This window comes from Myxococcus llanfairpwllgwyngyllgogerychwyrndrobwllllantysiliogogogochensis (genome assembly GCF_006636215.1).
GTDB lineage: Bacteria > Myxococcota > Myxococcia > Myxococcales > Myxococcaceae > Myxococcus > Myxococcus llanfairpwllgwyngyllgogerychwyrndrobwllllantysiliogogogochensis.
This window is the reverse complement of the sequence record NZ_VIFM01000317.1, coordinates 1-12,192: the sequence shown is the minus strand read 5'-3', so window position 1 is coordinate 12,192 and position 12,192 is coordinate 1. Positions and strand designations below refer to the sequence as shown.

At 68.8% G+C, this 12,192-nt stretch carries 10 protein-coding genes; 4 read left to right on the top strand and 6 right to left on the bottom strand.

The window, feature by feature from the left end; translation table 11 throughout:
- The 3 genes from FJV41_RS43275 to FJV41_RS43265 form a co-directional block, all read right to left on the bottom strand.
- Positions 1–435, bottom strand: a 435-nt coding sequence (locus FJV41_RS43275) for a hypothetical protein (RefSeq protein ID WP_141648485.1), incomplete at its 3' end; no start/stop codon positions are given.
- A gap of 94 nt (positions 436–529) precedes the next feature.
- Entirely contained in the window at positions 530–1,321 is a 792-nt protein-coding gene (locus tag FJV41_RS43270) for an enoyl-CoA hydratase/isomerase family protein (RefSeq protein ID WP_141648484.1), read from the bottom strand.
- Positions 1,322–1,396: 75 nt separating this feature from the next.
- The gene (locus tag FJV41_RS43265) at positions 1,397–2,299 is read right to left on the bottom strand and encodes a hypothetical protein (protein ID WP_141648483.1); all 903 of its coding nucleotides are present in this window, start codon (positions 2,297–2,299) and stop codon (positions 1,397–1,399) included.
- Between the two features lie 435 nt (positions 2,300–2,734).
- Here FJV41_RS43265 and FJV41_RS43260 point away from each other — a divergent pair, with 435 nt between their 5' ends.
- Positions 2,735–3,649, top strand: a complete 915-nt coding sequence (locus FJV41_RS43260; protein ID WP_141648482.1) for a hypothetical protein — start codon at positions 2,735–2,737, stop codon at positions 3,647–3,649.
- A gap of 58 nt (positions 3,650–3,707) precedes the next feature.
- Here FJV41_RS43260 and FJV41_RS43255 read toward each other — a convergent pair whose 3' ends face one another.
- From FJV41_RS43255 to FJV41_RS43245, 3 genes are all read right to left on the bottom strand, one after another.
- A complete protein-coding gene (locus tag FJV41_RS43255) occupies positions 3,708–4,085 on the bottom strand; it encodes a hypothetical protein (RefSeq protein WP_141648481.1) in 378 nt (125 codons plus the stop codon).
- Positions 4,086–4,114: 29 nt separating this feature from the next.
- On the bottom strand, positions 4,115–6,298 hold the full coding sequence (locus FJV41_RS43250) for a methyl-accepting chemotaxis protein (protein ID WP_141648480.1): 2,184 nt from the start codon (positions 6,296–6,298) through the stop codon (positions 4,115–4,117).
- A 268-nt stretch (positions 6,299–6,566) separates the two neighbouring features.
- Positions 6,567–7,370 carry a hypothetical protein gene (locus tag FJV41_RS43245; RefSeq protein WP_141648479.1) on the bottom strand — a complete coding sequence of 268 codons (804 nt, stop codon included), beginning with the start codon at positions 7,368–7,370 and terminating at the stop codon, positions 6,567–6,569.
- Between the two features lie 309 nt (positions 7,371–7,679).
- On the opposite strand from FJV41_RS43245, the gene FJV41_RS43240 reads away from it, so the two are divergent.
- The 3 genes from FJV41_RS43240 (at position 7,680) to FJV41_RS43230 (ending at position 12,178) form a co-directional block, all read left to right on the top strand.
- Positions 7,680–9,647, top strand: a complete 1,968-nt coding sequence (locus FJV41_RS43240; RefSeq protein ID WP_246137783.1) for an APC family permease — start codon at positions 7,680–7,682, stop codon at positions 9,645–9,647.
- A gap of 430 nt (positions 9,648–10,077) precedes the next feature.
- Complete coding sequence (locus FJV41_RS43235) at positions 10,078–11,640, top strand: DUF6923 family protein (protein WP_246137782.1); 1,563 nt, start codon at positions 10,078–10,080, stop codon at positions 11,638–11,640.
- 13 nt (positions 11,641–11,653) lie between these two features.
- Complete coding sequence (locus FJV41_RS43230) at positions 11,654–12,178, top strand: hypothetical protein (RefSeq protein ID WP_141648477.1); 525 nt, start codon at positions 11,654–11,656, stop codon at positions 12,176–12,178.
- The last annotated feature ends 14 nt before the right edge of the window (positions 12,179–12,192 follow it).

Below are 12,192 nucleotides of genomic sequence, written 5' to 3'. Positions count from 1 at the left end.
GGGTGGGACGATGAGCCAGCCGGAGTCGGTGCCCTCGGGGGTGCGTGCGCGCGCCATGGCGACCCGGGGGCTCCTGTCCCAGCCGGGCACGGCCGCGACCTTGTCCCCGTAGCGAGGAAACAGGGGCTCGGTGCCCACCGTCTGCGTCGTCTCGAGCATCCGCCCCTGGACTCGCAGCGTCACGGTGATGTCGTCGCGCCAGTCGGTCAGCGGGTTGCCGTCGAAGTCGGGCTCCGTCACCACCAGCGAGTCTCCGCGCGGGTCCAGGCGCAGGTTGGACCAGCCGAAGCGCAGCGTGCGTCCGGGGATGAGTCCGCCGGGAGGCAGGCGCTCGAGCACGCTCAGCACCCACTCCGCCTGTTCCTCCGCGTCGTCCGTGCACATGAGCACCACGTGCACCCCGTGCAGGTGTCGCTCCAGTCGAAGCTGTCCCATCTCCATCCCTCCCGCCGCTGTCTCGCGTCCACCGCGAAGCCGCCCGGCAGCATGTCGCGAACCCTGGCGACGAGGAAGCACGGCGATGGGCGGATTACCGCCCCTGGAACACGGGAGGCCGTCGCGCCGCGGCGGCGGCGAGTCCTTCGCCCAGGTCCGCGCTGCCGTAGCTCTCCGCCTGGAGCCGGGCCTCTTCCTCCAGCGCGCGCTGGAGCCCCGCGCGGTCCAGGCCGAGCCGCTGCTTGAGTCCCCGGGTCGCGAGCGGCGCGTTCGACGCGATGCCCGTCGCGAGGGCGCGTGCGCGGGTCCGGGTCTCCGTGGCGGGGGTGGCCTCCAGCGCGAGCCCGAGCCGCACCGCCTCGCGGCCATCGAAGCGCCGCCCGGTGAGCAGCAGCTCCGCGGCGCGCTGCGGGCCTGTGCGCAGTGGCACGAGCCACGTGGCGCCCATGCCGGGATGCAGGCCGAGTTGCACGAAGTTGAGGGCGAGCTTCGCGTCCTCGGAGACGATGCACATGTCGCACGCGAGCGCGACACACAGCCCCGCGCCAATGGCCGCGCCCTCCACCGCCGCCACCGTGGGGACGGGCAGGTCCAGGATGCTGAGATAGCGCGAGTAGAAGTCGAGCATGAAGACGCGGGCCTCCTCGAAGGAGACCTGGCGCAGTCGCTCCAACATCTGGAGGTCGCCGCCCGCGGAGAACGTCCCGCCCGCTCCGGCGAGGACGACGGCGCGCACGTCCTCCCGCCCACGCAGCTCTTCCACCCGCGCACGAAGCGCATCCCCCAGCTCGGGAGTCATCGCGTTGCGGCGCGCGGCATCGTTCAGCGTGAGCGTGGCGACGCCACCTTCAAGGTCGAGCAGCACGCCCGTGGCCTGGACAGTCATGCGCGGACTGTAGCCGCATCCGCCCTCGCGCTCGGCGGAAAGGGCACTGTGAGCGCGAGGGCAGGGGCCTACCGTCTAGAACGCCCGATTCACGGCGTACCCGCAGATGCGGTGCTCGGCCTTGTACGTGTTCGGGCCGGGAATCCCGTCGATGGGGCCCGTGTAGCCGAACCCCCGGCCCACCGTCTGGACGCGCTGCCAGTAGATGGCGCCCGGGATTCCGTCTTCTTGAGCGGAGGTGCGCGGGCCGCCCCGACGGTTGAGCTCGCGCGCCGTGATTCTCACGCGAATCTTCTCCGTGTTCGGCCCGGTGACACCGTCGATGGGACCCGTGTAGCCGAAGTCCCGCCGCCCCACCGTCTGGATGCGCTTGTAGTAGATGGGCCCGGGGATGCCGTCGTCCTCCGTCGACGTCCGAGGCAGACCTCCGCCACCGGGCAGGGGGCCATGGTCCGGGATGACGCTGCCCGCGTAGTCCAGCGACCAGCCAAGATATCGCGCGCCGGACTGCGCCGAATACCCCGACACACTGTTGATGCCAATGGCGTTGCCCCAGCTCTCCGCGAGCTTTCGCGTGGCCATGAAGACCGTGGTGCCACCGCCGTTGAGGTCCAGGCCCACGTGGCCGAACGAACCGATGTCCCACCAGTGGAAGGCCCCCGCGGGAGCCTGCGAAGCGGCGTAGGGCTGCCGGGTCGACGCGTGATAGGCCTCGATGGCCGAGGGCCGCGCCGAGGACTCCGGGAACTGTCCGAAGCGCCACATCAGCGAGCCGCACCACTGGTCCCACGTGCCGCCATCCCGCGTGGGATGGGCCGCGGCGTAGTTGCGCGCCCGGTTGTAGATGGCGGTGTTGAGCTCGGCGGTGCTCGTGTCGAGCGACTCGGGCGCGTCCGTCACCCCTTCGCCCTCACCACCACAGGCGGAGAGCCCCACGAACAGCAGGGCGAAGAGCCACATCTTCCGTTTCGTGTGCATCTTTCTTCTCCAGGCGGGGTGTTCCCGCGAGCGGTTCTCGGGCCGTGCACGGCGGGCCTGTCGCACCGCGATTCGACCCGGGGTCCACACGTTGTCGGGCCGGGGATGTCCGGAGTTTCCGAAGAATCGGAATTTAAGAAGTGGCTGTCTTCATCCGCGTGTGGGTGTTTTCAGGAGGGCGCGGAGGATGGGCACGCCCGTGGCGCGCCGGCGCGTCTCGCTGTCGGTGTAGCGGTTTCCCGGGGGAGTCTCCCGGCCGAGGGCCCTGTTGAGGGTCGCGAGCTTCCGTCGCGGTCGTAAAGTTGGATTGGTTGTGATTGCTTTGGAGAAGCGTGTCTGGCTGGTGTGCATGGGCGCGGGCGTGGCGGGTGGTGTCTGTCTTGCTGCGCCATTCCTGGCGTGTGTACTGTCTTTTGTATGACAAGGAAATCCGCCGTGGTGTCTTTCTTTCTGCTGCTGGGCGTGGTGGCGACTCCCGCCTGGGCGCAGGTCCAGATGATCTCCATCTCGGTACCGCCGACAATCACGACCCCGCTCTCGGGCTTCAACGTCCAGTACTCCATGGCCGGCAGCAAGTCAGGCGTTGGAGCGGCGGTGGCGCAGTTGAACTTCTACCTGTCGCCCACGGCGAATGGCAGCAGCGGCGTCTACCCGCTGTTCACCACTCAGATTGCGCTCCGGGGAAGTGGACTTGGACCCTATCTGCCGCCGGTGGGAACCCAGACGCAGTTCATCTCCCGGTTCTCCATGCCCGCCAACACCGTGGCCCAATTGGAGTTCATCTCCAACGGGTGTCAGCCGTCGACCTGGTATGTCCTGGGCCGCGTGGACCTCACCGGCGTGTTGAGCGACAACAGCCTGCTGGGCACCACGAAGCCGGCCGACTTCTTCTTCACGGCCGGCACGCTCAGCCCAGGCACCATCCAGCCAGGAGGCTCCGCCGACCTCTCCTTCGAGCTCTTCACCCGCTGCGCGGCCCCCTCGGCCACGCACGTGGGCGTCTTCCTGACCGACCCGGACTTCCAGATTCTGGAGGGCATTGGTGCCATTCCCATCAGCGCGGGCGCGGGGACGTGGTCCTTGCCGCCCACCACCATCACCTTCTCGCCGACCATCGCTCCGGGCAGCTACCGCGTCGTGGTGCTGGCGGACGTGGATGGCGTCGTCGCGGAGAGCGACGAGAACAACAACGGCGGGTTCTTCGAACTCGAGGTCACCGCCGCCGCGCTGGCGTCAGATGCCGCGGCTCGGCCCCTGGAGCCCGCGCCTCCGGTGCCGTTCAATGGGGCCTCGGTGCTGTCCGACCTTGAAAGCGGGGCTTCGAGCCGCCGCGACATCGTGTCGTTCTGATTGAAGCCAGGACCCGCGCCCGGTGCCTTCCTCACGAAAGGAAGGCGCCGGGTGGGTGTCAGTAGATGGTCAGGGAGAGCTCGTCGCCGGGCCGGACGGACATCTCCTGCTCGCTTTCGAAGCCACGCTCGCTGCCCAGGCTCTTGTGGCCCAGGGTGCCGATGATTTCGATGCCGAAGCGGATGCGGTCCGTGTTGCCCACCATGTCCGGGGGCAGCACGAAGTTGCGTGTCGACATCCCCGGCACGGTCCCCAGCCGCATCCGCCGCGTCCCCGTCAGCGCATAGAGGTTGACGTCCACGAGCTTGCGGCTCTCCACCGCCACCGTTGTCTTGGGGGGCGGAGGCTGATTGGGGTCCGAGGCGGCCCCATGGGCCCCTCCACACGCTGAAGCCACGGCGACGAGCACGAGCAGCAGGGCGGCCTGGGTACGCATGGGACCTCACTTCCGAGGGTGGTGGTGGATTACCGGGGTGGAGCGACGCTCGTGGAGCCTTCTGCCCGGAGCGACTGGGTGGCCAGGCCGGACATGCTCTCCGCCAGCGACTGGACGGAGCGGGTGGCCTCCTGCGTCTCCTGAACCGTCTTCAGGGTGCGCTGCATCTGTCCGGAGAGCTCCTGGATGGCCATGGCCATCTGCTGGGTACCGGAGTCCTGCGCGCTGACGGCGGCGGTGATCTGCCGCATGCTCGCGCTGGAGTCGCCAATGAGGATGGCCAGCTCCTGGAACTGGGCGCTGGACGTGCGCACCGCATCCAGGCTCTGCCGGACGCGCTCGTCGCCCTTCTCGCTGAACTGGGCCGCCTCGCGCATGCTGGCGCTCACGCCGTTGAGCACCTCGCGGATGCGGTGCGTGGCGCGGATGGACTGGTCCGCCAGTCCCCGCATCTCCCGCGCCACCACGCCGAAGCCCCGGCCGCTCTCGCCGCTGCGCGCCGCCTCGATGGCCGCGTTGATGGCCAGCATGTTGGACTGGTCCGCCAGGTCCTTCACCGAGTCGACGATGCCGGACACCTCGCGCGTCCGCTCGTCGAGCGCGAGGATGCGGCGGGCCATCTCCGACACCTCGTTGCGAATCGCCGCCAGGTCCGCCAGCGTCCGCTCCAGCGCGGCGCTGCCTTCGCGGCCCACCTGCTCGGCGCCTTCCGCGGACGCGGCGAGCGAGCTGGCCTTCTCCGCCGTCATTTGCGACGAGCGGCGGATCTCCTTCACCGTCTGCTCGGCCTCCTGGAGCGCCGCCGCCTGACGGCTGACGCCCTCGGTCTGCTGGTCGCTGGTGGAGCGCAGTTGCTGCACCACCGTGGCCAGCTCACCGGCGCCGGTGCCCATGCGCCCCGCCAGGTTGCGCACCTCCAGCTGCCGCTCCTCCAGTTGCCGGGTGTGGGCCTCCAGCGAGCGCACCACCTCCATGGAGCGTCGCGCGACGATGCCTATCAGCGACAGGGTGAGCGCCAGGTATCCCCAGTGCGACACGTTGCCCAACGAAAAGCTCAGCACGCCGATGACGGGCAGCACCGTGAGCGCGAGGAAGAGCACGAGCCCCGACATGCCTCCCACGAAGATGCGGGCGTCGGGGTTGCCTCGCCACGCCTCCGCCGCCGCCACGCTGAAGCAGATGAGCAGCATGATGAAGGAGAAGGGCAGGAAGGGCACCAGGATGCGCTGCGCGGTGCCCAGGTCCAGCAGGGCGGACAGGGCCGCCACCACGCAGAGCGCCGTGTAGCCCATCGCTCCAATGCGGAACCAGCGCCGCTGGTTGTTGAGGATGGCGTCGGACACGAACTCGATGAGGCCCGACACGAGCAGGAAGATGCCGAGCACCGTGAAGCGCGTCGCGGTGATGGGCGCGTCCCAGAGCGCGTTGGGCATGCCGCTCAGGCCCAGCAACACGAAGCCGCCGCTGGCGGAGAACACAGCCAGGCCCGCGAGCATCCGCCGACGCCAGTGCATCAGGAACGCTCCACCCGAACCCACCGCCACCGCCAGCAGCAGCATGCCCATGACGAACGGCGCCTGGCCCTCGCGCGTCACCTTGGCGAGCAGTTGGTGCCGCGAGCCGATCAACGCGCCTTGTGCCACGCCGATGTTCGGGTTGCTCGACTGGACGCGCAGCAGCAGATGTCCACCCAGCGCGGCGCGCGGCACCGGCACGACATGCCAGGCCATGTTGTCGGACAGCTCCGCGCCAGACGTGTTCAGTCGCCCGCTCACATAGACGCGCTCACCGTTGGCGTAGGCCTCCACGGCATTGGTGACCTCACCCAGCATGACGGCGGGCTCGGCCCACGGCCCCTGGGGCAACGGGATGCTGACCCACAGAAAGACGTGGGTGCCGCGTCCCGGTGGCGGCTTGAGCGCCTCCATCGTGCGCCAGTCCTCGGCGACGTTGGCCGTCTGCGCCCACAGGGGAAGTCCATCCGCGCCTTGGGGCGAGTCACCCCAGCGGTAGCGCCATCCCTCCAACAATGGGATGGAGGAACTCGCCTCCTCGGCCGCGCGGGCCGTCGGTGCATGCACGAGCGCCATGAACAGCGCGCAGCCCAGCAGGGCCAGACGCGCGACTCGGCGCGACGGTGCGTGACGCCTCGCGATGGAGTCGCGCGGGGCAAGGCTGTCGAAAGGTGTCGGGGAGGGGCGGTAGGCAGCCATGAGGAGGCCAATGCTCGACTGGCGGCGCATGACTGTAAATAGGTCTGCATCCCCTGACATGTAGGAAAGGTTTGGGAAGGGCCTCTGGGAGCCGGGGAGTGAGCCTTTTCCGACGCGCCACGGCAACATTTGGGAGGGGCGGTTGTGACCCAGGTGCACTTGTCACGAGACATCGTGTCAGGAGCGGGAGAAATCGGGCACCGGGCCGGGCGGGCCGTCGTGGACGGGCCGCCCGGTCTTTCCGCCTCGCGGGCCAGGGCCTCGCGCCTCAGAACGTGCGGAAGACGCCACGCACGCCCAGGGTGAAGAGTGCATGGAAGCCGTCGTCCACGGCGGAGACGGGGGAGGTCTGCCCGGGCAGGCCGGCGATGCTCAACGTCTGGTCACCCGTGCGAACGGTGTAGCTGCCCAGCGACGCGGTGACGATGGGCCCGAACGCGACGTAGCGCGTGAGCCGCACGTCGCCTCCGGCGCTGAGGCGGATGAAGGTGGGGCCCCGGTCCGTCACCTGGGTGTCGATGTTCGCGGCCACGGTGCCTCCGCCGGGCACGGGCACCTGGGTGGTGCCCTCCACGTGGCTCTTGAGGAACTCCAGGCCCACGGCCAGCCCCACCCACGGGTCGAAGCCCGACTCCGGCTTGAAGTGGAAGCGGCCCTCGGGGCCGAAGCGCCATTGGGAGTTGTTGCAGTCGAACCCCTCCGGACAGGAGATGTCGTTCGTCTTGGTGAAGACCTTCTCCCAGCTGCCCCAGAGCCCCGCGTAGAAGCGGGGGTTGAAGCGATAGCCCAGCTCCAGCATCAGTGGCAGGGAGGCGTTGGCGGCGTCGGTGATCTTCAAGTCCTCCCGGGTCCCCGTGCGCGACGTGCCGTCCTTGTAGACGTAGCCCGCGCCCAGGCCCAGGTTGATACCCACCGCCAGCTGGGGGCCGGCCATCCCGTGCGCCGCGCGGACATCCATCTCCACCGGCTCCACCGGGCTCGACTCGCGCGTCTCCGACTCCTGCGCCACCGCCGTCCCGGAGACTCCCAGGGTGGCGATGACAGATAGCGTCCAGCAGTGCCTCATGGCCATACGTGCTGCCCTCCAATGCGATTTGCGGGGTGGACGTGGAAGTGACCAATCAGGGAGGGCTCCGTGAAGCCGACTCCAGGGCCGAGCGTCCGGGGACGACACAAGCGGACTCCGGGTGTTGGCAGCCCATCACCCCGGGGCAGCGAGGTGTCCGCGCGGAGGCATGCGACGTGTCCTGGGGCGGATGCGAGGGATTGGGTGGAGTCGCGCGCCTGGCGCGCCGCCCGCTCTGCCTGGAGCGTGGCATCCCCAGGTTGCCCGTGAGGGACGCCCGGTGACGGGACCACGAGGGGCGCCAGAGGGGGCGGCATGGAACACTCCAGGACGGGCCGCCGGAGCTGGATGGACACGCTGCTCGGCAAGCCCCTCACGACGGCGCAGGCGTCACACGAGCAGGTGGGCGTGCTCGCGGGCGTGGCACTCCTCGGGCTGGATGCGCTGTCGTCCGCGGCGTATGGCCCCGAGGCCGCGCTCACGGTGCTGCGCCCGCTGGGCCCCACGGGCGTGAAGCTGCTGCTGCCCATCACCGCGTGCATTGTCGGGCTGCTCGTGGTGGTGGCGTCCTCCTACCGGCAGACCATCGCCGCCTACCCGCGCGGCGGTGGGGCCTATACGGTGGCGCGAGAGAACCTGGGCCGTCGGGTGGGGCTGCTCGCGGCATCCGCCCTGCTCCTGGACTACCTGCTCAACGTGGCGGTGGGCATCTCCGCGGGCGTGGGCGCCATCGTCTCCGCCTTCCCCGCGCTGCGGCCGCACACGCTGGGGCTCGCGCTGGGGTTGCTGGGCCTGCTCACGCTCGTCAACCTCCGAGGCGCGCGGGAAGCCGGGGCCCTGTTCCTGTTGCCGACCGTGATGTTCATCGGCTCGCTCTTCATCCTGCTCGCCGTCGGTGCGTTCCGGGCCTTCGCGCAGGGGGGCGCTCCGGCCAGTGACATCCCTCCGCCAGCGCTGCCCTCGCCCTCGGCGAGCGTGGGCTTGTGGCTGGTGCTGCGGGCCTTCGCCAGCGGCTGTACGGCGATGACGGGCGTGGAGGCGGTCAGCAACGCGGTGCCGGTGTTCCGCGCGCCCTCCGTGCGCCGCGCCAGGCTCACGCTGTCGCTCATCATCCTCACCCTCGTGCTGCTGCTGCTCGGCGTGTCCGCGCTGTGCCAGGTCTATGGCGTGGGCGCGACGGCGCCCGACGGCCCGGGCTACCAGAGTGTCCTGTCCCAGTTGCTCGCGGCGGTGACAGGGCGGGGTGTCTTCTATTACGTCGCGATGACGTCCATCCTCGGCGTGCTCGCGCTGTCGGCCAACACCAGCTTCGCGGGCTTCCCTCGCGTGTGCTGGCTCCTGGCGTTGGATCGCTATCTGCCCGTGGCCTTCGTGCACCGGGGACGCAGGCTGGCGTACTCGCGAGGCATCCTGTTGCTCGCGGTGCTCGCGGGGGTTCTCATCCTCGCCTCGGATGCCATCACCGACCGACTCATCCCGCTGTTCGCCATTGGCGCGCTGCTCGCCTTCACCCTCTCGCAGACGGGCATGGTGGTGTACTGGACGCGCCGTCGCGAGGCGGGGTGGCGGTGGCGCCGCGTCCTCAACGGCGTGGGCGCGCTGCTGACGGGGCTTGCGCTGGCCATCGTCATCGTCGCCAAGTTCACCCATGGCGGCTGGGCCGCCGTGGTCATCATCCCGCTGGGCGTGCTGCTGTTCAGTCGGGTCCACAAGGCCTATCTGCGCGTGCGCGCGACGACAGGGCTTCAGCGGCCCATGGCGGTGGACTCGCGCGGGAGCATGGTGGCGGTGGTGCCCATGAGCCGCTGGTCCCACGCGTCGGAGACCGCCCTGCGGTTCGCGCTGGGGCTCTGCCATGACGTCCGCGCGGTCCATGTGCGCACCGACGAGGACGAGGCCGCCCCGGGCTCCCTGGCCGAGCAGTGGGCCGCGCTCGTCCAGGAGCCCGCGGTGCGGGCCCGCCTCCAGGTGCCGAGGCTGGACGAAGTCCCCTCGCCCTACCGGGGGCTCGTGCAGCCCCTGCTGGATTACGTGGACGGACTCCTCGCCGAGGACCCGCACCGCACGGTGGCCGTCGTCCTGCCGGAGCTGCTGGAGCGCCGGTGGTACCGGGCTGTCATGTATGGGCGCCGCTCCGAGCTCCTGCGCAGCACCTTGATGCTGTCCGGAGCCCGGCGCCTGGTGGTCATCAGCGTGCCCTGGTACCTGCGCACCGAAGACCAGTCCCAGCCCGGCTCCGCCCTCGGGCCCGTCGGGGAGTCAGGGCCCGTGGCTCCTTCCTGAGCACCCGACACGGCTGGTGTGTTTCGACTGGAATTGTTGCAGGGCTCTTTTGCCAAAAATTTCCGTGTAGGTTGTTTCCCTCGTCTTCTGCCCCGCAGGCGGTGTTGCCCTGGGGGACGGGTGTCGAGCCCTTCATCGGGCAGACAATCCCTCTCGGGCACCCATCATTCGAGAATGTCTGTCTGTTCATGCCGCGTGGTCATCACACGCCGGGACTGATGGGCATTCGCAGGCGTCATCAGGAATAGTTTGTGAACCAAGCCAAACCGGGCACCTTCCGTGCAGGGCGTCCGGCGTCCCTGGCCGTAACCCCCAAGGGCGCGGAGGCATAAAGATGAATCGCAGATGGTTTGGAGTCCTGCTCGGTGGCGCATTATGGGCCCCGGGTGTCTGGGCTCACGATTTCCGAGCGGAGAAGCTCGTGAATGGCGTGAAGCAGGCCACGATCATTACCTATCCGAACACGCTGAACTTCACGTTCAGCGCGACGAACATCCATCCGACGCTGGAGTCGATTCTCCTCCTGGCGGCGGACCCGCTCCTGACCGCGTGCACGCTCGACCCCGCGCCGCCGCGGACGGTCCCCGTGGGTGGCAACGTCACGTATCAGTGCTCATTCCCCTTGCCCACCTACGAGGCCTGCATCGCGCTGGGCGCGCTGGACGCCAATCCTTCCACACCCAACGAGGAGGCCTCCTTCACGAACGTCTTCAGCATCGGCTGGGACAGCGGCTCCGCCCAGGACGGCGTCAACGTGCTCTGCTCCCAGGAGCGCATCCTGACGTGTGACGACACGGTCTACATCTCGACGGCGTCTTCCTCGAGCGCCGGGCTGCCCGCTGGGCCGTCGCGTCTGTACATCTTCGACCCTGGCACGGCCACGCTCGCGCTCCAGGGGGAGACCTCACTGCCGTACAATGCCCTCGCCTTCAACCATGTCGACGGCTTCCTGTATGCCATCAGCTCCGACGGCGTGGTCCAGCCCAGCTTCATCCGGGTGGACGCCAATGGCTCTTCCGACGTCATCGCTCCGCTCGCCACGGGGGCCGCGAACACGGCGCTCTGGGGCGCGGGCGCCGTCCTGGAGGACGGCTCCTACCTCGGATTTGAAATCACGAGCAACCACCTGGTCCGCATCAACACCACCACGGGCGCAACGCTCACGGATGTCGTCGTGGGCACTCCCGCGACGTTCCGAATCGCGGACTTCGCGGTGAACCCCATCAACGGGATGCTGTATGGTTTCAACAGCGCTACCCAACGCGTCACCGTCATCAATCCGCTGTTGGGCACCCACACGGACTTCCTCCTGCCGACGCTCATCAACGGCGTGCCGTCGGTGGGCAACTCCATGGTCTCCGCCGTCTTCACGGCCGCGGGGCAGTTGTTCTTCTACGGTTCCACCAACGCGAACGTGAACCTCGCCAACACGTTTTATTCCGTGAACCTGGTCACGGGTGCGCTGACCACCGTCTCCACGGGGCCCGCCACGCAGTTCGCGGACGGCGCGGCGTGTGCCTTCAACCTGCCTCCTCCCGTGGGCAGCGGGGGATCCACTCCGATGCTGACGAGGGATCACGGCTTCTTTGGCTCCAGCGAGGACGCCCTGAGCGAGTGTCTGGCGCCGGGCCCCATCTCGCTGGGCAACCTGGGCAAGGTCACGACGACGGAGACCGCGCTGGGCATCCTCTGGGCCAACCCGGCCATCTCGCAGGGCGGTGCCATCCGCTCGGACTTCGAGTCCCTCAAGGTGAAGGTCGCTCGTGAGCTGCTGACGGCCACGTGCAACGAGCGGTTCTTCGGCACACAGGCTCCGGCGCTGACGGGGCTGGAGGCGTGGGTTGCTCCGAATCCGCTGTTGCTGGAGCAGGCGCTGGAGCAACTGGAGAAGCACAACCGCTCCGGTCAGCGCAGGGCGGTGCCGCTGAGCAAGAAGATCTGGAAGATGGATCCGCTGCTGGGGCAGGAGCGGGCCGTGGAACCGCAGTACTGAAAGGGGGGATGACATGATGACGAATTCAAGGTGGATGGCCCTGTCCGGGATGTTCGTGGCGCTGACGCTGAGCGCGTGTGATGGAAGCGGTGGACCGGACCCGATCGTGGTGCCCGAGGGCGACCGCTTCGAGCTGCGGCTGCTCGGTCAGGATGCGGAGCTGTATGAGAAGGCGCTGCTGGGCGTGGGGCGCATCGAGGTGATTGCGCAGGGCAAGTCGATTCCGTTCCAGCTCGCCGCGTCCGCGCGCTCCATGGACCTGGCTCAGACGGACCACGCCTATCTGCTGGGGTACTTCTACCTGCCGGCGGAAGCGCAGTCTGCGGACGTGCGCGTGCACTTCGATGACGTGGGGGCCTTCCGGGAAGCCGGCGCGCCGGGTCTCATCAACGCGCGCTCGGGCTCCATCCTGTTCACGACCAAGCGCGCGGAGCTGGAGAAGCGCAAGCACGTCGTCATCCAGTTGCACCTGAAGGACAGCCTCTTCCAGGGCCGAGGCGCCAAGGTCCTGCTCCCCTCGACGTTCATCGTCCACTGAGGGCGGGAGGGGCG

Coding starts and splice junctions, on each gene's coding strand:
- FJV41_RS43270 (WP_141648484.1), bottom strand. CDS start 1,321: ATGACTGTCCAGGCCACGGGCGTGCTGCTCGACCTTGAAGGTGGCGTC.
- FJV41_RS43265 (WP_141648483.1), bottom strand. CDS start 2,299: ATGCACACGAAACGGAAGATGTGGCTCTTCGCCCTGCTGTTCGTGGGG.
- FJV41_RS43255 (WP_141648481.1), bottom strand. CDS start 4,085: ATGCGTACCCAGGCCGCCCTGCTGCTCGTGCTCGTCGCCGTGGCTTCA.
- FJV41_RS43250 (WP_141648480.1), bottom strand. CDS start 6,298: ATGGCTGCCTACCGCCCCTCCCCGACACCTTTCGACAGCCTTGCCCCG.
- FJV41_RS43245 (WP_141648479.1), bottom strand. CDS start 7,370: ATGGCCATGAGGCACTGCTGGACGCTATCTGTCATCGCCACCCTGGGA.
- FJV41_RS43240 (WP_246137783.1), top strand. CDS start 7,680: ATGGAACACTCCAGGACGGGCCGCCGGAGCTGGATGGACACGCTGCTC.
- FJV41_RS43230 (WP_141648477.1), top strand. CDS start 11,654: ATGATGACGAATTCAAGGTGGATGGCCCTGTCCGGGATGTTCGTGGCG.